The organism is Morganella morganii (assembly GCF_019242955.1).
Taxonomy (GTDB): Bacteria; Pseudomonadota; Gammaproteobacteria; order Enterobacterales; family Enterobacteriaceae; genus Morganella; species Morganella sibonii.
In genome coordinates this window covers 1,097,037-1,113,803 of sequence record NZ_CP066129.1, presented here as the reverse complement: position 1 = coordinate 1,113,803, position 16,767 = coordinate 1,097,037, and the positions used below count along the sequence as shown (strand labels likewise).

15 protein-coding genes and 6 tRNA genes are annotated in these 16,767 nt (G+C 53.2%); 16 read left to right on the top strand and 5 right to left on the bottom strand.

Annotated features, from left to right (window positions below):
* The first annotated feature begins 8 nt into the window (after positions 1 to 8).
* From nagC to JC793_RS04975, 7 genes are all read left to right on the top strand, one after another.
* Positions 9 to 1,244 carry a DNA-binding transcriptional regulator NagC gene (nagC, locus tag JC793_RS05005; protein WP_166708926.1) on the top strand — a complete coding sequence of 412 codons (1,236 nt, stop codon included), beginning with the start codon at positions 9 to 11 and terminating at the stop codon, positions 1,242 to 1,244.
* A 190-nt stretch (positions 1,245 to 1,434) separates the two neighbouring features.
* A tRNA-Met gene (locus JC793_RS05000) sits at positions 1,435 to 1,511 on the top strand.
* 8 nt (positions 1,512 to 1,519) lie between these two features.
* Positions 1,520 to 1,604 (top strand) — tRNA-Leu (locus JC793_RS04995).
* A gap of 39 nt (positions 1,605 to 1,643) precedes the next feature.
* A tRNA-Gln gene (locus JC793_RS04990) sits at positions 1,644 to 1,718 on the top strand.
* Positions 1,719 to 1,766: 48 nt separating this feature from the next.
* Positions 1,767 to 1,841: transfer RNA gene (locus JC793_RS04985), tRNA-Gln, on the top strand.
* A gap of 37 nt (positions 1,842 to 1,878) precedes the next feature.
* A tRNA-Met gene (locus tag JC793_RS04980) sits at positions 1,879 to 1,955 on the top strand.
* 22 nt (positions 1,956 to 1,977) lie between these two features.
* Positions 1,978 to 2,052 (top strand) — tRNA-Gln (locus JC793_RS04975).
* Between the two features lie 232 nt (positions 2,053 to 2,284).
* Here JC793_RS04975 and ubiF read toward each other — a convergent pair.
* Positions 2,285 to 3,466 carry a 3-demethoxyubiquinol 3-hydroxylase gene (gene ubiF, locus JC793_RS04970; protein ID WP_218427679.1) on the bottom strand — a complete coding sequence of 394 codons (1,182 nt, stop codon included), beginning with the start codon at positions 3,464 to 3,466 and terminating at the stop codon, positions 2,285 to 2,287.
* 204 nt (positions 3,467 to 3,670) lie between these two features.
* Here ubiF and miaB point away from each other — a divergent pair, with 204 nt between their 5' ends.
* The 5 genes from miaB to lnt all read left to right on the top strand — a co-directional run bounded on the left by miaB (position 3,671) and on the right by lnt (position 9,219).
* Entirely contained in the window at positions 3,671 to 5,110 is a 1,440-nt protein-coding gene (gene miaB, locus JC793_RS04965) for a tRNA (N6-isopentenyl adenosine(37)-C2)-methylthiotransferase MiaB (RefSeq protein ID WP_218427677.1), read from the top strand.
* A gap of 55 nt (positions 5,111 to 5,165) precedes the next feature.
* Positions 5,166 to 6,248, top strand: coding sequence for a PhoH family protein (locus tag JC793_RS04960; protein WP_166707221.1), 1,083 nt, complete (start codon positions 5,166 to 5,168; stop codon positions 6,246 to 6,248).
* Positions 6,241 to 6,708 (top strand): rRNA maturation RNase YbeY, encoded by a 468-nt coding sequence (gene ybeY, locus JC793_RS04955; protein ID WP_025153517.1) that lies wholly within the window; start codon positions 6,241 to 6,243, stop codon positions 6,706 to 6,708. Before JC793_RS04960 ends, ybeY begins: the two co-directional genes overlap by 8 nt.
* A gap of 70 nt (positions 6,709 to 6,778) precedes the next feature.
* Positions 6,779 to 7,669: a CNNM family magnesium/cobalt transport protein CorC gene (corC, locus tag JC793_RS04950; protein ID WP_004235612.1), complete on the top strand. Its 891-nt coding sequence runs from the start codon at positions 6,779 to 6,781 to the stop codon at positions 7,667 to 7,669.
* Positions 7,666 to 9,219 (top strand): apolipoprotein N-acyltransferase, encoded by a 1,554-nt coding sequence (gene lnt / locus JC793_RS04945; protein WP_218427675.1) that lies wholly within the window; start codon positions 7,666 to 7,668, stop codon positions 9,217 to 9,219. The genes corC and lnt overlap by 4 nt, the downstream gene beginning before the upstream one ends.
* Before the next feature lie 73 nt (positions 9,220 to 9,292).
* On the opposite strand, the gene JC793_RS04940 is transcribed toward lnt, so the two are convergent.
* Genes JC793_RS04940 through JC793_RS04925 form a run of 4 tightly spaced genes read right to left on the bottom strand, consistent with a single transcriptional unit; the run spans position 9,293 to position 12,977 of the window.
* Positions 9,293 to 9,790, bottom strand: a complete 498-nt coding sequence (locus JC793_RS04940) for a protein disulfide oxidoreductase (protein WP_046893684.1) — start codon at positions 9,788 to 9,790, stop codon at positions 9,293 to 9,295.
* Entirely contained in the window at positions 9,790 to 10,518 is a 729-nt protein-coding gene (locus JC793_RS04935) for a DsbA family protein (protein ID WP_054424250.1), read from the bottom strand. The genes JC793_RS04940 and JC793_RS04935 overlap by 1 nt, the downstream gene beginning before the upstream one ends.
* Positions 10,515 to 12,551 carry a protein-disulfide reductase DsbD family protein gene (locus JC793_RS04930; protein WP_218427673.1) on the bottom strand — a complete coding sequence of 679 codons (2,037 nt, stop codon included), beginning with the start codon at positions 12,549 to 12,551 and terminating at the stop codon, positions 10,515 to 10,517. Before JC793_RS04930 ends, JC793_RS04935 begins: the two co-directional genes overlap by 4 nt.
* Before the next feature lie 57 nt (positions 12,552 to 12,608).
* Positions 12,609 to 12,977, bottom strand: coding sequence for a hypothetical protein (locus tag JC793_RS04925; protein ID WP_046893682.1), 369 nt, complete (start codon positions 12,975 to 12,977; stop codon positions 12,609 to 12,611).
* A gap of 423 nt (positions 12,978 to 13,400) precedes the next feature.
* Between JC793_RS04925 and JC793_RS04920 the strand changes: the two genes are divergently transcribed.
* The 4 genes from JC793_RS04920 (at position 13,401) to JC793_RS04905 (ending at position 16,638) form a co-directional block, all read left to right on the top strand.
* The gene (locus tag JC793_RS04920; RefSeq protein ID WP_166707218.1) at positions 13,401 to 14,303 is read left to right on the top strand and encodes a glutamate/aspartate ABC transporter substrate-binding protein; all 903 of its coding nucleotides are present in this window, start codon (positions 13,401 to 13,403) and stop codon (positions 14,301 to 14,303) included.
* Positions 14,304 to 14,501: 198 nt separating this feature from the next.
* The gene (locus tag JC793_RS04915; protein ID WP_046893680.1) at positions 14,502 to 15,239 is read left to right on the top strand and encodes an amino acid ABC transporter permease; all 738 of its coding nucleotides are present in this window, start codon (positions 14,502 to 14,504) and stop codon (positions 15,237 to 15,239) included.
* The gene (gltK, locus tag JC793_RS04910; protein ID WP_218427671.1) at positions 15,239 to 15,916 is read left to right on the top strand and encodes a glutamate/aspartate ABC transporter permease GltK; all 678 of its coding nucleotides are present in this window, start codon (positions 15,239 to 15,241) and stop codon (positions 15,914 to 15,916) included. The genes JC793_RS04915 and gltK overlap by 1 nt, the downstream gene beginning before the upstream one ends.
* Positions 15,913 to 16,638 carry an amino acid ABC transporter ATP-binding protein gene (locus tag JC793_RS04905; RefSeq protein ID WP_218427670.1) on the top strand — a complete coding sequence of 242 codons (726 nt, stop codon included), beginning with the start codon at positions 15,913 to 15,915 and terminating at the stop codon, positions 16,636 to 16,638. The genes gltK and JC793_RS04905 overlap by 4 nt, the downstream gene beginning before the upstream one ends.
* Positions 16,639 to 16,767 lie beyond the last annotated feature (129 nt).

The window sequence follows — 16,767 nt, the reverse complement described above, 5'->3', positions numbered from 1 at the left end:
AGATGCCGATGGGTAACGGAATTCCGCAGATAGGTAATATTGATTTAGTCAAACAGCTGAACGGGGCGGTAGTTTACCGCCTGATAGATCGTTCCGGCCCGATTTCACGCATTCAGATTGCCGAACAAAGCCAGCTGGCCCCCGCCAGCGTCACCAAAATTACCCGTCAGCTTCTTGAGCGCGGCCTGATAAAAGAGGTGGATCAGCAGGCATCCACCGGCGGACGCCGCGCTATCTCCATTATTTCCGAGCACCGCGCTTTCCAGACCATCGGCGTGCGTCTCGGCCGCCATGACGCCACCATCGCACTGTTTGATCTCAGCGGACGTGCCATTGCAGAGGAAACCAGTCCCCTGGAAGCCACCTCTCAGGCGGATGCGGAAGCTAAACTTATCGCACTGATCGATAATTTCAGGCAGGCACAACAGCGCCGTATCCGTGAGCTGATCGCCATTGCGGTGATTTTACCGGGGCTGGTCGACCCTGATCTCGGCATTGTCCGCTATATGCCGCATATTACCGTCAGTGACTGGCCGCTGACCGAAAATCTCCATCAGCATTTTAACCTGCCCTGCTACGCCGGGCATGATATCCGCAGCCTCGCGCTGGCTGAACACTATTTCGGTGCCACCCGCGACTGCGCGGATTCTCTGCTGGTACGTATTCACCGCGGAGCCGGGGCGGGGATCATTATCAACAATCAGATCCTGCTTAACCGGCGCGGTAATCTCGGTGAAATAGGCCATATTCAGATTGATCCGCTCGGCGGGCGCTGTCATTGCGGAAACTTCGGTTGTCTGGAAACCGTCGCATCGGATGCCGCTATTGAAACACGGGTAAAACATCAGCTGGAACAAGGGTTTGAAAGCGAATTAACACCGGATAACTGCTCCATTCGTGCTATCTGCCGGGCAGCTAACCGGGGCGATGCTCTTGCGGCTGAAGTGATAAAACAGGTCGGCAATTCTCTCGGAAAAGCCATTGCTATCACAATAAACCTGTTTAACCCGCAAAAAGTCGTGATTGCCGGTGAGATAACCGCTGCTGAAAATGTCCTGCTGCCCGCACTGCAAAGCTGCATAAATACGCAGTCACTGAAAAATTTCCGCGAGGATCTGCCGGTCGTGATTTCACAGCTGCCGCCAAACTCCGCTATCGGTGCATTTGCCCTGATAAAACGGGCCATGCTGTACGGTGAATTGCTGCTGCATGTTCTCGAAAACAAACCGGATGCGGAAGAATAATCTGCTGCCTGATAAATGCATCAACTCTGTGATTTTATCCTGTTTTTTGTTCTGTTTATCTTCAAAGTGATTATTATGCAGGCAAACAAACGGATTTCATCAAAATATCTGCAAAAAGCAGTTGACGCTTTTGGCTGTAATCCGCATAATGCGCCCCGCAACGCCGATGAAGGTCACGCAAAAAAAAGATGGCTACGTAGCTCAGTTGGTTAGAGCACAACACTCATAATGTTGGGGTCACAGGTTCGAATCCCGTCGTAGCCACCATCTTTTTTGCGGGAGTGGCGAAATTGGTAGACGCACCAGATTTAGGTTCTGGCGCCGCAAGGTGTGCGAGTTCAAGTCTCGCCTCCCGCACCATTTCTCGTGACATTCGTTGTTGCTTATTGTATTTCCGGATGGGGTATCGCCAAGCGGTAAGGCACCAGGTTTTGATCCTGGCATTCCCAGGTTCGAATCCTGGTACCCCAGCCATCTTCCACTCAGTGGAAAAATGAAGTATGATAAGCCTCGTTTTTCAGGTGGGGTATCGCCAAGCGGTAAGGCACCAGGTTTTGATCCTGGCATGCCCAGGTTCGAATCCTGGTACCCCAGCCATATTCTGAAAAACGGCTTTGTTAAAGCAGTAAAAGATGGCTACGTAGCTCAGTTGGTTAGAGCACAACACTCATAATGTTGGGGTCACAGGTTCGAATCCCGTCGTAGCCACCATTTTTTTGCAATAAGTATATTTTGGGGTATCGCCAAGCGGTAAGGCACTGGATTCTGATTCCAGCATTCCCAGGTTCGAATCCTGGTACCCCAGCCAAATTCTGAAAGCCCGTCTCTGACGGGCTTTTTGCTTTTCTGAATCCGGATAAAGATTTCATTTGTACTCAATGTACAACGCGCGACAGCGGGCAAAAACAACGAAAAGCATGCGCGTCAGGGATGACGCGCCTGAGCGCACACGGACGTGTTTACAGCGGCTTTTCGTTTTTGCCTGCTGTCCGCCATCCCCGGGAGCCGAAGAGAATCTCCCGCCCTGCCTGAATCAGCAATCAAACTCCCAGTGCATATTTCAGCGCCAGCTTTTTCAGCGGTGTTGCACGTTGTGCCACTGTCAGCGCCAGATTACGCAGCGGCTGTAACACCGGCAGGGTATTACTGAAGGTCAGATAAAAGGCATCCATCCCGGCCTGCATCAGCAGGTTATCCGGACGGCGGCGGCGCTCATACCGTTTAAGAACGGATTCGCTGCCCCAGTCCTCACAGCACTCACGCGCTGCAATCAGGGTATTCAGTAATGTATCCGCATCGCGGTAACCGAGGTTTACCCCCTGCCCGGCCAGCGGATTGATGGTATGCGCCGCATCGCCGATCAGTGCCAGCCCGTCCTGCACATAGTGTGCGGCATGGTGCCGCACCAGCGGGAAAGAGCCGCAGGCAAGTGGCGTGACATCGCCGAGGCGTTCAGGGAATGATGCGCGGATTTCTGCCTGCAGTTGCGGCATCGGCAGTTTACTGAGCTGGCGTATCCGCGCCGGTGAGTCATACCAGACCAGCGAAGCATACGAATCAAACAACGGCAGAAACGCACGCGGGCCGGACGGGAAAAACTGCTGCCAGGTGATATCCTGCTGTTCACGTCCGGTATCCACGGTGATCAGCATACAGGACTGGCGATACTGCCAGCCGCGGCTGCCGGTACCGGCCAGGGTTCTGACCTGTGATTTCGCACCATCCGCGCCGATCACCAGCCGGGTTTTTATCACATCACCGTTATCAAACGACAGTAACCACTCCCCGTCACCTTTTGTCATAGTCTGCAACCGTGCCGGACACAGACAGGTGATCAGCTCATGAGCCGTGATTTTTTCCCATAATGCCCGTTGCAGTACCGGATTTTCCACCATATACCCCAGCTCAGGTAACCCGAGGCTGTCTGCGGTAAAGGTCACTTCCGAGCCCGGTTCCTCATAGGTTTCCAGTGTGCGGTACGGCACACAGCGCATTTCACGGACACGCTCCCACACACCGAGGCTATCCAGTAACTCAACAGAGGCGCGGCTGACAGCGGAAATCCGCACATCAGGGCGGCTCTGAGCATCGAACGGTGCCGGTGCCTGTAATTCGGCCACCGTGACGCGGAAACCGGCCTGAGCCAGTCCCAGGGCGGTGGCTGCACCAATCATTCCCCCGCCGATAACGGTGACTTCAGAATGTGTTAACGGGTTATCCATGACATACCTATTCTAATACGTTGATTTTTTGTTCAATTGCCGTAAATTCACCGGGAAAGGTGAAGATCCGTGCTGCCGGGTCTGGTCACTGGTGTGTCAAATGACTACAATATCGACCATTGGTTACATCAAAAACTGATTGAATACACACAATGCTTTTCCGTGTTGCGGGTATTGTTTCACTGAAAACAGCGGATTGAGAAAATGTCGACGAGTAAAAAACTGTACATAAAAACCTGGGGCTGTCAGATGAATGAGTACGATTCATCCAAAATGGCTGACCTGCTGGAAAGCACCCACGGCTACACTTTAACAGACAATGCCGATGAAGCCGATATTCTCCTGCTTAATACCTGTTCTATCCGTGAAAAAGCGCAGGAAAAAGTCTTTCACCAGCTCGGCCGCTGGAAAAACCTCAAGGATGTGAATCCGGACATTATTATCGGTGTCGGGGGCTGTGTGGCCTCCCAGGAAGGGGATTTTATCCGCCGCCGCGCACCAGCCGTGGACATTGTCTTCGGCCCGCAGACACTGCACCGCCTGCCGGAGATGATTAACAAACTCCGGGGCGACCGCAGCCCGATTGTGGACATCAGCTTCCCGGAAATCGAGAAATTTGACCGCCTGCCGGAACCGCGTGCAGAAGGCCCGTCCGCCTTTGTCTCCATCATGGAAGGCTGCAATAAATACTGCACCTTCTGCGTGGTGCCGTATACCCGTGGTGAGGAAGTCAGCCGTCCGTGTGATGATGTCCTGTTTGAAATCGCTCAGTTAGCCGCACAGGGCGTGCGTGAAGTGAACCTGCTCGGTCAGAACGTGAATGCTTACCGCGGCCCGGCGTTTGACGGCAGCATCTGCAGTTTTGCCGAACTGATCCGTCTGGTGGCCGCGATTGACGGTATCGACCGCATCCGCTTTACCACCAGCCATCCGATTGAATTCACCGATGATATTATCGCTGTTTATGAAGATACCCCGGAACTGGTCAGTTTCCTGCATCTGCCGGTACAGAGCGGCTCTGACCGCATTCTGACCCAGATGAAGCGTGCTCATACCGCGCTGGAATACAAATCCATTATCCGCAAACTGCGCAAAGCACGTCCGGATATCCTGATAAGCTCTGACTTTATCGTCGGCTTCCCGGGAGAAACCAATGACGACTTCGAAAAAACCATGCAGCTGATTGCCGATGTGAATTTCGATATGAGCTTCAGTTTTATCTACTCCCCGCGTCCGGGAACCCCTGCGGCTGACCTGCCGGATGACGTGACCGAAGACGAGAAAAAACAGCGTCTGTACCTGTTACAGCAGCGGATTAACCAGCAGGCGATGAGCTACAGCCGTCAGATGCTCGGCACCACTCAGCGCATTCTGGTAGAGGGCCCGTCCCGCAAAGACGTTATGGAGTTATCCGGACGCACCGAAAATAACCGCGTGGTGAACTTTGAGGGCACCCCGGACATGATCGGCAAGTTTGTGGATGTCGAAATTACCGATGTCTATACCAACTCACTGCGCGGCAGCGTGATCCGGACAGAAGATCGGATGAACCTGCGTGTTCACGAAACCCCGGAATCCGTCATTGCCCGCACCCGTAAAGAAGACGAACTGGGTGTCGGCATCTACCAGCCAACCGTACACTAACTAAAACCCGTCACGCGCAGATCTCTCTGCGCGTGAGCATACACAGAGAGATTCAGTGACAGAAACCTATACATCACCTTCACAGGTAGCAACACAGGAAATTTTCCTCGAACCCGCCGAAAATCAGCGTCTGCAAAGCCTCTGCGGTCCCTTCGACGATAACATCAAACTGCTCGAGCGCCGCCTCGGCACCGAAATCAGCCGCCGCGACAACCGCTTCCGACTGACCGGCAAACCGCACTGTGTCAAAGCCGCCGCGGCGATCCTGCGCCAACTCTATGTGGAAACCGCCCCGGTACGCGGTGTGATCCGCGATATTGACCCCGAGCAGGTTCACCTCGCTGTGGCAGAGAGCCGTGTTCTGGAACAGAGCGACGATCATGTGCCGGATTACGGCAAGTCCGTCAATATCAAAACCAAACGTGGTGTGGTTAAACCGCGTACGCCAAACCAGGCGCAGTATATCGCTCACATTCTCGATCACGATATCACCTTTGGTATCGGCCCTGCCGGGACCGGGAAGACCTATCTGGCCGTGGCTGCCGCTGTTGATGCCCTGGAGCGTCAGGAAATCCGCCGCATTCTGCTGACCCGCCCTGCCGTTGAGGCCGGTGAGAAGCTCGGATTCCTGCCCGGCGATCTCAGCCAGAAAGTCGATCCGTATCTGCGTCCGCTGTATGACGCGCTGTTTGAAATGCTCGGCTTTGAGAAAGTGGAAAAGCTGATTGAGCGCAACGTGATTGAAGTCGCACCGCTGGCCTATATGCGCGGCCGGACACTGAACGACGCCTTTATCATTCTCGATGAAAGCCAGAACACCACCATCGAACAGATGAAAATGTTTCTGACCCGTATCGGTTTCAACTCCAAAGCGGTCATCACCGGGGATATCACCCAGATTGACCTGCCGAACGGCAACAAATCCGGTCTGCGTCACGCCATTGAAGTGCTGGCGGATGTACCGGAACTGAGCTTTAACTTCTTCCACAGTGAAGATGTGGTACGGCACCCGATCGTGGCAAAAGTGGTGATTGCCTATGAAGCGTGGGAAGCCGCAGAACAGAAACGCAAACAAATGCTGAAGCAGCAGCGTGATGCCGAACGTGCGCAGGCGCAGCAGGAACAATCCCATGAGTAATCCGGTTCTTGATTTACAAATCGTCTGTGAAAACACAGACAATCTGCCTTCTGAGGCACAGTTTCAGCGCTGGATTGACGGCGTGCTGCCGATGTTTCAGGAAGAGAGTGAAGTGACTATCCGCCTGGTGGATGAAGCAGAAAGCCATGAGCTGAATCTGACTTACCGCGGCATGGACAAACCGACCAACGTGCTCTCCTTCCCGTTCGAAGCACCGCCGGAAATTGAACTGCCGCTGCTGGGTGATCTGATTATCTGCCGCCAGGTGGTGGAACGCGAAGCTGCCGAACAGGAAAAAACCGAAGAGGAGCACTGGGCACACATGGTTGTCCACGGATGCCTGCATTTGCTGGGTTATGACCACATCGAAGACGATGAAGCGGAAGAAATGGAAGGTCTGGAAACGGAAATCTTAAAAAAATTAGGCTATTCTGATCCGTATATCACAGAAAAAGCGTAGTCAGCGATGCCGTTTTTATGCTACATAATACGGCATCTTTCATTAAATCGGGGAATGTAAAAAAACCGCCATGAGCGACGACCATCCATCGGGTAGTGATACACCGAACCAGAAAAAGGGTTTCTTTTCTCTGCTGCGCCAGCAACTGTTCCACGGCGAGCCAAAAAGCCGTGAAGACCTCGTTGAGGTCATCCGTGATTCCGAACAAAATGCACTGATCGATCCTGACACCCGCGACATGCTCGAAGGGGTGATGGATATTTCCGATCAGCGTGTCCGTGACATCATGATCCCGCGGTCACAAATTGTGACACTCAAGCGCAATCAGACACTCGACGAGTGCCTGGATGTCATTATTGACTCTGCCCACTCCCGCTTTCCGGTGATCAGCGAAGATAAAGATCACATTGAAGGCCTGCTGATGGCAAAAGATTTACTGCCGTTTATGCGCAGTGATTCCGAAGAGTTCAGTATTGATAAAGTCCTGCGCCAGGCGGTTGTTGTGCCGGAAAGTAAGCGTGTTGACCGTCTGCTTAAAGAGTTCCGCTCCCAACGCTACCACATGGCGATTGTGATCGATGAATTCGGCGGCGTATCCGGACTTGTCACTATCGAAGACATTCTGGAATTAATCGTCGGTGAAATTGAGGATGAATATGATGATGAGGATGACGTGGATATCCGTCAGCTCAGTCTGCACTCCTATTCTGTCCGCGCCCTCACCCAGATAGAAGATTTTAACGACGCATTCGGCACCCGCTTCAGCGATGAAGAGGTGGATACTGTCGGCGGGCTGGTGATGCAGGCCTTCGGCCATCTGCCGACCCGGGGTGAAACCATTGAGATTGACAACTATCAGTTCAAAGTTGCGATGGCGGACAGTCGTAAAATTATCCAGTTACATGTTAAGATTCCGGACGATGCTCCTATCCCGTCTTTGGATGAAGATAATCTGACATGATGAAATCACCTCAGGGTTTACGCCAGTGGCCGCGTCTGCTGCTGGCACTGATTTTCGGGGCCGGCGGAACGCTGGCCTTTTCGCCTTTTGATCTCTGGTTTTTCGCGCTGCCCGCGCTCACAGCGCTGCTGCTGCTGACACTGAACCGGACCGGCAAACAGGCATGTGCTATCGGTTTCGCCTGGGGGCTGGGGTTATTCGGCAGCGGCGTAAACTGGGTATATGTCAGTATCGCGGATTTCGGCGGTATGCCGGAAGTTGCCAACCTGTTTCTTGTCGTATTGCTGGCTGCCTATCTGGCGCTCTATCCGATGCTGTTTGCCGGTCTGCTGGCCAAATGCTTTCCGCATGCCACCGTCTGGCGTCTGGTGATTGCCGCCCCGGCCCTCTGGCAGCTCACTGAATTCTTACGCGGCTGGGTGCTGACCGGCTTCCCGTGGCTGGAGTTCGGCTACACTCAGATTGACGGCCCGATGCGTGCACTCGCACCGCTCCTGGGCGTCAATGCCATCACTTTCCTGCTGATGGTGATAAGCGGCCTGATTGCCCTGACGCTCTCACGACGCCGAGCCTGGCCGCTGGTTCCCGCACTGGTGCTGTTGTTTGCGCCGTGGCTTGCACGTAACTACCAATGGTATCAGATGAATAACGACCCGACTCAGGTCGCACTGGTGCAGGGAAATATCGCGCAGTCCCTGAAATGGGAACCGGGCATGCTGGATAAAACGCTGGGTATCTATCTTCAGGAGAGCCGTCCTTACTTCCGCCCTGACACGCTGATTATCTGGCCTGAATCTGCCATTCCTGATTTTGCCGCCAGTCAGTCCGCGTTCCTGGATCAGCTCAACGGCCTGCTGACACTCAGCGGTGCACAGCTTATTACCGGTGTGGTGGATGCCGTTCCTAAAGCAGACGGCAAAGAATATGATGTTTACAACACACTGATTGTGCTGGGTAATAAGAGCGAATACGACAGCCGGGACAAAAACCGCTATTACAAACATCACTTAGTGCCGTTCGGGGAATTTGTCCCGCTGGCAGATTTGCTGCGCCCGCTGGCGCCGTTCTTTAATCTGCCGATGTCCGCTTTCAGCCGCGGGGATTATGTCCAGCCACCGCTGACCGCCGGAAAAATGACGCTGACCGCCGAGATCTGCTATGAAGTGATCCTGGGTGAGCAGGTACGCCGCAATATGACCGATAAAACCGGCGTACTGCTGACCGCCTCCAATGATGCCTGGTTCGGCCGTTCCATCGGCCCGTGGCAGCATTTCCAGATGGCGCGGATGCGTGCACTGGAGCTGGGACGCCCGCTGCTGCGTGCCACCAATAACGGCATCACCGCGATTATTGCGCCGGACGGTTCAGTCACCGCTCAGTTACCGCAATTCACACAGGCCACTCTGAGTGCCACCATTACCTCTGCATCCGGTTTTACACCGTATTACCGCATGGGAACATGGCCGGTCTGGGGTGCCACCGTTATCTTCCTCTGTCTGGCACTGATAAAACGCAGAAAGACCACCGAGCGCGGTTTGCATTTTCGCTGATACGAAGCACTTACGCAGATAAAAAAAATCCCGCCGTGATTACTCACCGGCGGGATTTTTCATTTCAGACGGATTATTTCGCCAGCCACAACCGGGCCATCATACCCAACTGGCTGGTCCAGCCACTGGTGTAGCTGACTATCTCCCCTTTGTGATAAATCACAAAGGTTGGCGTGACATTCACACCCCAGAGCTGTGAGATACGCCCATCCGGGTCGTTAATCACCGGAAAATGGTAACCTTTTGCCGCCATCCCTTTCGCCAGCCGGTCATCGTCACCGGAGCGGATAGCAACCGTCACCACATTGTAGCCGGACTCAGACAGATCGCTGACTGATGGCGAGGTCAGTTTGCAGATCCCGCACCAGGATGCCCAGAAGTAGACCAGTAACGGTTTTTCCGCACTCATCTGCGCAATGGACACCGGTGTGCCGTCAGTCAGTGTCAGTGAAGGCACCGTGTTTAAATCCGGTGCCTCCGGTTTGCGCCAGTAGTCCATCGCCTGTGACGCAATAAATAAAATCACCAGCAGCAGGAGAAATTCCTTTCCCCATCTGCGCAGTAACCGCATTATTTAACCTTAGCCAGCTGTTCCTTAATGACAGATTCCAGCTGTGCATCATCCACGGCACCCGGCAGCATCACATCACCAATCAGCGTCGCAGGGGTTCCCTGAACACCTAATTGCTCTGCCAGCATCATATTCATACGCATGGTATTCATACTGTTGTCAGTGACTTTCACATCATCCGCTTTCGCGGTTTTCAGCGCGCTGTTGATATCATCCTGAGTCAGTGCGGTTTTCTTCTGCATCAGACGGCTGTGCAGTGGTGCAAAGGCTTCCGGCTTGGTTTCCCATACAGAGAGTGCCGCGCGGCTGGCGTTCAGGGAGCTTTCCCCTTTGAACGGCAGCAGTTTGAAGACAACCGCCACGTCAGGATATTTTTTCACCACTGCTTCCAGCTGCGGATCAAAACGTTTGCAGTACGGACAGTTATAATCGGTGAAAGACACAATGGTCAGTTTCGGCGATTTTGAGCCGATACGCGGTGTATATTTATCATTGAACAGCGCGTCAGCATTGGCTTTCACGGCATCTTTCATCTGTGCGCTCTGTTTTTCGGTCTGTTTCTGCTGAAGCGCCATAATCGCCTCTTCCAGAATTTCCGGATTTTTAACCAGCGTGTCACGAACCAATACGCGCACCTGCGCTTCCTGGTCAGCGGTGAGAGCGGCCGCATGAGCTGTGGCTGTAAAGATAAGCGGAGCAATCATTAAAGCCGCGAGTGTTTTTTTCATGGTTCAATTCCTTGTGACTGATTTAACAGATGTAAGAGAGTTTCTTTATCCAGTAATGGTGACAATATTTCACCTTCAGGTAAAGCAGGGCCGTAAATCTGGTTAAACGGTACCGCCAGATGCCCGCGCTTTTGTAAAAACGCATTAATATCCGGCGACGGTTTTGTCCAGTCCCCGCGCAGTGCGACAACATCCGGTTCACGGAGGGCATCCTGAACATCATCGCGTAATAATACATTGTATTTGTTTGCTTTGCAGGTCACACACCATTCGGCGGTCACGTCCACAAAGACCCGTTTCCCCTGCGAAAGTGCGGTGGTCACCGCCTCTTCCGTCAATGGCTGCCACTCCACCTGATCACGGACCAGGCTCTGCTGCCGGTCATCCGTCATATTGATACCGGCCCAGACACCACCCGCTATCAGCAGCGCCACCAGTGCCGCAGCGCCCCGCTTAATGCCGGCGCGGCGGAAAGCCAGCAGGGCAAGCACCAGCAGCACAACCCCCACCATCACCGCAGCCGTTTCCGGCCCGGTGTGCGGGATAAGCAGACTAATCAGCCACAGTGCCGTAATAAACATCATGGCACCCAGTACCAGACGCAGGCCGTTCATCCAGCGGCCGGGCTTCGGCAGTGCTTTTGCGATCCCCGGAAACGCGGCAATCAGCAGCCACGGCAGGCTCATTCCGATCCCCAGTGCGGTAAAGATCATCCACAACTGAGAATACGGCGCCACCAGGGCAAATGCGACCGCCGTGCCGAGAAACGGTGCGGTACAGGGCGTCGCCAGCAGCGTGGCGAACATACCTTCCATAAAGTGGCCGCGCATTCCTTTACCGCCCGCAGTCGCCAGTTTTGTGGTTGTGTTACTGCTCAGGCGGATGGAAAAGACACCAAACAAATTGGCGCTGAACAGTAATGTCACCACCACCATAAAGCCGAGGAACCACGGATTCTGGAACTGAATTCCCCAGCCGACAGCACTTTGCGTCAGACGCAGTACCGACACCAGTGTCGCGAGTATCCAGAAAGAGACCATAATACCGGAGGAGGAAACCAGAAACTGTGTGCGGATCATCCGCCGTTCGCGGTTTTCCACATACAGCACAGCGCCGAGTTTCATGGCCAGTACCGGCAGAACACACGGCATAACATTGAGGATAAGCCCGCCGAGCAGGGCAAACAGCAACAGCATAATAAAGGATGTATCACTGCCGGATGTCGCGGCGATATCCGGACCGCTGCCGATCACCGTTGTCAGTGCCTGTGCCGCCGGGCCGTCTGTCACCACTACCGACAGCGGTTTTCCGTTCAGATCGGACGGCACTTCCCCCCAGTCATCCGTTACTTTAACGGTAGCCGTAAGGTTATCGCCGGAAAGGGTGAATGACGGGGCGGCAAAAATGGTTTCCTTATCCGCATTAAAGAACAACTGCGGCTGCTGCCAGCCTCCCGGGCGGTGCAGCGCCATTGTCAGTGTTCCGCCGTTCACACGGCTGCTGCCGATGGTGATATCACCACCGGTCTGCGGAACCTGCTGCATAGCCATCGCATACTGCCGGTCAAAATCGTCCGGTGCCGGTTCTGAGGTGTCCAGTGAGACCGGATAATCGGTCAGGATACAGACATTACTGCATGTGGATAAGGTCAGCGTTCCGCTGAGTAACGGCAGTGCCTGATCCGCAGTGACTTCCAGCGGAAATACCACACTGCCGCCGTAACCCTGGGTGGAAAGCCCTGCAACATCAAAACGCTGAGGTGCGGGCCAGAACCACTGTGTGGCAGCCGTTTTTTCCTGCCATGTCAGTTCAGGCGCAACGCCCCCTTCCCCCGGTGACTGCCAGTAGGTTTTCCAGCCCGGTTGTAATTCAACAGCCAGCAACAGACGTAACTTTCCGTCCTGCCATTGATCTGATGTGACTCTGACACGGGCATGATCATTGTGCGGCATCTCAGTCCAGCCGGTATCAGCTGCATGCACAGAAGTCAGCGCGGACAAAAACAGCACAAACGCTGTTAATACAAAACGCATAATATTTTTCATCTCCGAATTAAGCAAAAAACCCGACAATATAAAGATTGCCGGTTGCTAATCCCTCATGACACAAAAATGGAGATGCCTGCGCAGCCGCATCGGCGGGATATGCTGACGCCATGAACGCGAACGGTAACGAACAGGGACAATAACCGCTGTCATGACGAAGAAAAGAAGAGCGAAAAAGAGAGGTTCGGCCGGAAACTGCGGCACCGTACTCAGCGATTTGGCGCTGATATCACAGGTGCTGCCGGGCTGAGTACTCCCGGTTTCCGTATCACTGAACGACGCCGGGGTGATAAGATCAGCAGACGTGCTCAGACTGATGCGCGGTGCACCAGACATCCGTTGTGTCAGACACAACATGATAAAGAAGAATGTGAAAAACAGCAGCAGATAACCCTGCCTGCGTTGCTTCAGCATAGCCCGCTCCCCGATAGTTACCGCCTATCTTACACAGCCTGCGATTTCAGACAACCGGATAACCATAACTTTACACAGTCAGCCGGAATAGAATGTTAACACGGTACAGCCGGATTGTTACAACCGCAGATTATGGCACGACGGCATTTCGCTGCCGTAAAAGCCTCTCACCTGACAGTAAAAAACACTATTAACAGGTTAATAAAACAATAAAAACCAGCACATAAAACTACATCACACCAAAATACCCTGATTTAATGTGAATGCGCGTTTCACGTGTAACTTGCACATCTTTATCGGACAGAGTGAGAGGGACCTCCCGATTTAAAACAAATTAACTTCCATTTATTAACAATAGTGTTCTATTTTTAACAATACAAACACAAGAGCAACACACGTCCTTATACCGTTCCCGAAAAGGAGTTGTTTATGCGCAAGTTAGTTTTGTCTGTACTGGTCACCGGAGCCGCGCTTGCCAGTGCGGCAGTTTCTGCTGAAGAGCTGACCGGTACACTGAAAAAAATCAATGATAACGGCGTGATTATCGTCGGTCACCGCGAGTCCTCCGTCCCTTTCTCTTATTATGATAACCAGCAAAACGTGGTCGGGTATTCCCAGGATTACTCCAACCATATTGTTGATGCCGTGAAAAAGACGCTGAATAAGCCGGACTTGCAGGTCAAACTGATCCCGGTGACCTCTCAGAACCGTATCCCGCTGTTACAGAACGGCACATTCGATTTTGAGTGCGGCTCCACCACCAATAACCTGGCCCGCCAGCAGCAGGCGGCCTTCTCCAACACTATTTTTGTGGTCGGTACCCGTCTGCTGACCGGTAAAGATTCCGGCGTTAAAGACTTTGCCGATCTCGCCGGGAAAAACGTGGTGGTCACTTCCGGTACCACCTCTGAAATGCTGCTCAACAAACTCAATGATGAGAAGCAGATGAAGATGCGCATTATCAGCGCCAAAGATCACGGGGATGCCTTCCGTACTCTGGAGTCCGGCCGTGCTGTCGCCTTTATGATGGATGATGCCCTGCTGGCCGGTGAACGCGCCAAAGCGAAAAAACCGGATAACTGGGTGATCGTCGGCACACCGCAGTCCGAAGAAGCCTACGGTTGTATGCTGCGCAAAGATGATCCGCAGTTTAAAGCCCTGATCGATAAAACTGTCTCTGATGCCCAAACCTCCGGTGACGCTGAAGAATCCTATAACCGCTGGTTCAAACAGCCGATTCCGCCTAAGAACCTCAACCTGAACTTTGAATTGTCCGGTGAAATGAAAGGCCTGTTCAAAGCACCGAACGACAAAGCCTTTGAATAACCTCTGCGGCGGCTGACAGCCGGACAGGCTGCGCCGCCCGGACTGAGGATATAACTAAGACCGCCGCGCCCGCGTTCACCACTGACGCGGGCGCGGACGATAAGCCGCAGTCCGCAGCATGTAAATACTCTATCTGTCCGGTAACCACTGGTTATCCGTCTTATACAGGGAGTTCGTTCTTTTACCGGGAGCCGCGCTATGTCAGCTAACTGGGACTGGGGGATATTTTTTCAGCCCGCCCCCTTCGGCAACACCACTTACCTCGGCTGGATTCTGTCCGGCCTGAAGGTCACGGTAATGCTGTCAATCTGTGCCTGGATTATCGCCTTTCTGGTGGGATCTCTGTTCGGTATCCTCCGTACGGTGCCGAATAAATTTCTCTCCTCTCTCGGCACCATTTATGTGGAAATTTTCCGTAATGTGCCGCTGATCGTCCAGTTTTTCACCTGGTATCTGGTGATCCCTGAATTCCTGCCGCCGTCTCTGCGCGACTGGTTTAAAATGGATCTCGACCCGAATATCCAGTTCTTTATTTCCTCCACCCTCTGTCTGGGACTGTTTACCGCAGCCCGTATGACCGAACAGGTTCGTGCCGCCATTCAGTCACTGCCGCGCGGCCAGAAAGCGGCCGGGCTGGCGATGGGGCTGACACTGCCGCAGACTTACCGTTATGTCCTGTTGCCGAATGCTTACCGCGTGATTATTCCGCCGATGACATCCGAAATGCTCAACCTGGTGAAAAACTCCGCGATTGCCTCCACCATCGGCCTGGTCGATATGGCCGCTCAGGCCGGTAAATTGCTGGATTATTCCGCCAGAGCCTATGAGTCCTTTACAGCGATAACCCTCGCTTATGTCGGCATTAACGTCATTATTATGCTGGCCATGCATTTACTGGAAAAACGGGTGCGTCTGCCCGGGACAGGAGGCCGCTGATGTATGAATTTGACTGGAGTTCGGTGATGCCGGGCATGCCGTTTCTGTTAGACGGACTGGTTATTACGGCGAAAATCACCATTACGTCGATTGTTATCGGCATCCTGTGGGGTACCATTCTGGCGATGATGCGTCTGTCATCCATCAAAATCGTGAGCTGGCTGGCTGCACTCTATGTGAACGCCTTCCGTTCCGTTCCGCTGGTGATGGTGCTGTTGTGGTTTTATCTGATTGTGCCTAACTTAGTCCAAAATGTTCTTGGTATATCACCAAAAACAGATATCCGTCTGATCTCAGCTATGGTAGCGTTTTCCCTGTTTGAAGCTGCGTATTATGCTGAAATTATCCGCGCCGGTATCCAGAGTGTGTCACGGGGACAAACATCCGCCTCACTCGCCCTCGGTATGACCAAAATGCAGACCATGCGTCTGGTGGTTCTGCCGCAGGCATTCCGCGCGATGATCCCGCTGCTGCTGACCCAGGGTATTGTCCTGTTCCAGGATACCTCGCTGGTGTATGTGCTCAGCCTGACCGATTTCTTCCGCACCGCCAGCAATATCGGCGAGCGCGACGGAACACAAATCGAGATGGTGCTGTTTGCGGGTGCGGTTTATTTTGTTATCAGCTTTGCGGCGTCAATGCTGGTTAATTATCTTAAGAGAAGGACTGTGTCATGATCTCCCTGAAAAATATCTCCAAATGGTACGGTCAGTTCCGTGTCTTAACCGACTGCTCGACCGACGTCAAAAAAGGGGAAGTGGTTGTGGTGTGCGGCCCGTCCGGCTCCGGTAAATCCACGCTGATAAAAACCGTTAACGGCCTGGAGCCGGTACAGGAAGGCGAAATTTTCGTCAATGATATACAGGTGAATAATAAACGTACCGATCTGGCAAAACTGCGCTCTAAAGTCGGCATGGTATTCCAGCACTTTGAGCTGTTTCCGCACCTCTCCATCGTGGAAAACCTGACTCTGGCACAGGTAAAAGTGCTGGGCCGCAGTAAAACCGCCGCCAAAGAAAAAGGGCTGAAACTGCTGGAACGTGTGGGATTATCCGGCCACGCGGATAAGTTTCCGTCCCAGTTATCCGGCGGACAGCAGCAGCGTGTGGCTATCGCCCGCGCCCTGTGTATGGACCCCGTCGCGATGCTGTTCGACGAACCGACCTCCGCCCTAGACCCGGAAATGATCAACGAAGTGCTGGATGTCATGGTTGAACTGGCACACGAAGGCATGACGATGATGGTGGTGACCCACGAAATGGGCTTTGCCCGTAAAGTGGCCGACCGCGTGATTTTCATGGATGAAGGGAAAATCATCGAGGACAGTAAAAAAGAGGATTTCTTCGCCAACCCGAAATCCGATCGCGCCAAAGATTTTCTGGCCAAAATTCTGCACTGATGTTCTGACCGGCCGGTTACAGACCGGCCTTTCTTCTTCTCTTTATCATTCCCCTGCTTTTTTCATCCCTTTACGACCTTAACTGTTGTTCCCTCAGGGGCATATCGGCTATGCTTACGGGTCAGATAT

What these genes read in the sequence shown, in the direction of transcription:
- nagC (WP_166708926.1), top strand. Translation starts at nt 9, where the DNA reads ATGGGTAACGGAATTCCGCAGATAGGTAATATTGATTTAGTCAAACAG.
- ubiF (WP_218427679.1), bottom strand. Translation starts at nt 3,466, where the DNA reads ATGGATAACCCGTTAACACATTCTGAAGTCACCGTTATCGGCGGGGGA.
- miaB (WP_218427677.1), top strand. Translation starts at nt 3,671, where the DNA reads ATGTCGACGAGTAAAAAACTGTACATAAAAACCTGGGGCTGTCAGATG.
- ybeY (WP_025153517.1), top strand. Translation starts at nt 6,241, where the DNA reads ATGAGTAATCCGGTTCTTGATTTACAAATCGTCTGTGAAAACACAGAC.
- corC (WP_004235612.1), top strand. Translation starts at nt 6,779, where the DNA reads ATGAGCGACGACCATCCATCGGGTAGTGATACACCGAACCAGAAAAAG.
- lnt (WP_218427675.1), top strand. Translation starts at nt 7,666, where the DNA reads ATGATGAAATCACCTCAGGGTTTACGCCAGTGGCCGCGTCTGCTGCTG.
- JC793_RS04940 (WP_046893684.1), bottom strand. Translation starts at nt 9,790, where the DNA reads ATGCGGTTACTGCGCAGATGGGGAAAGGAATTTCTCCTGCTGCTGGTG.
- JC793_RS04935 (WP_054424250.1), bottom strand. Translation starts at nt 10,518, where the DNA reads ATGAAAAAAACACTCGCGGCTTTAATGATTGCTCCGCTTATCTTTACA.
- JC793_RS04930 (WP_218427673.1), bottom strand. Translation starts at nt 12,551, where the DNA reads ATGCGTTTTGTATTAACAGCGTTTGTGCTGTTTTTGTCCGCGCTGACT.
- JC793_RS04925 (WP_046893682.1), bottom strand. Translation starts at nt 12,977, where the DNA reads ATGCTGAAGCAACGCAGGCAGGGTTATCTGCTGCTGTTTTTCACATTC.
- JC793_RS04915 (WP_046893680.1), top strand. Translation starts at nt 14,502, where the DNA reads ATGTCAGCTAACTGGGACTGGGGGATATTTTTTCAGCCCGCCCCCTTC.
- gltK (WP_218427671.1), top strand. Translation starts at nt 15,239, where the DNA reads ATGTATGAATTTGACTGGAGTTCGGTGATGCCGGGCATGCCGTTTCTG.
- JC793_RS04905 (WP_218427670.1), top strand. Translation starts at nt 15,913, where the DNA reads ATGATCTCCCTGAAAAATATCTCCAAATGGTACGGTCAGTTCCGTGTC.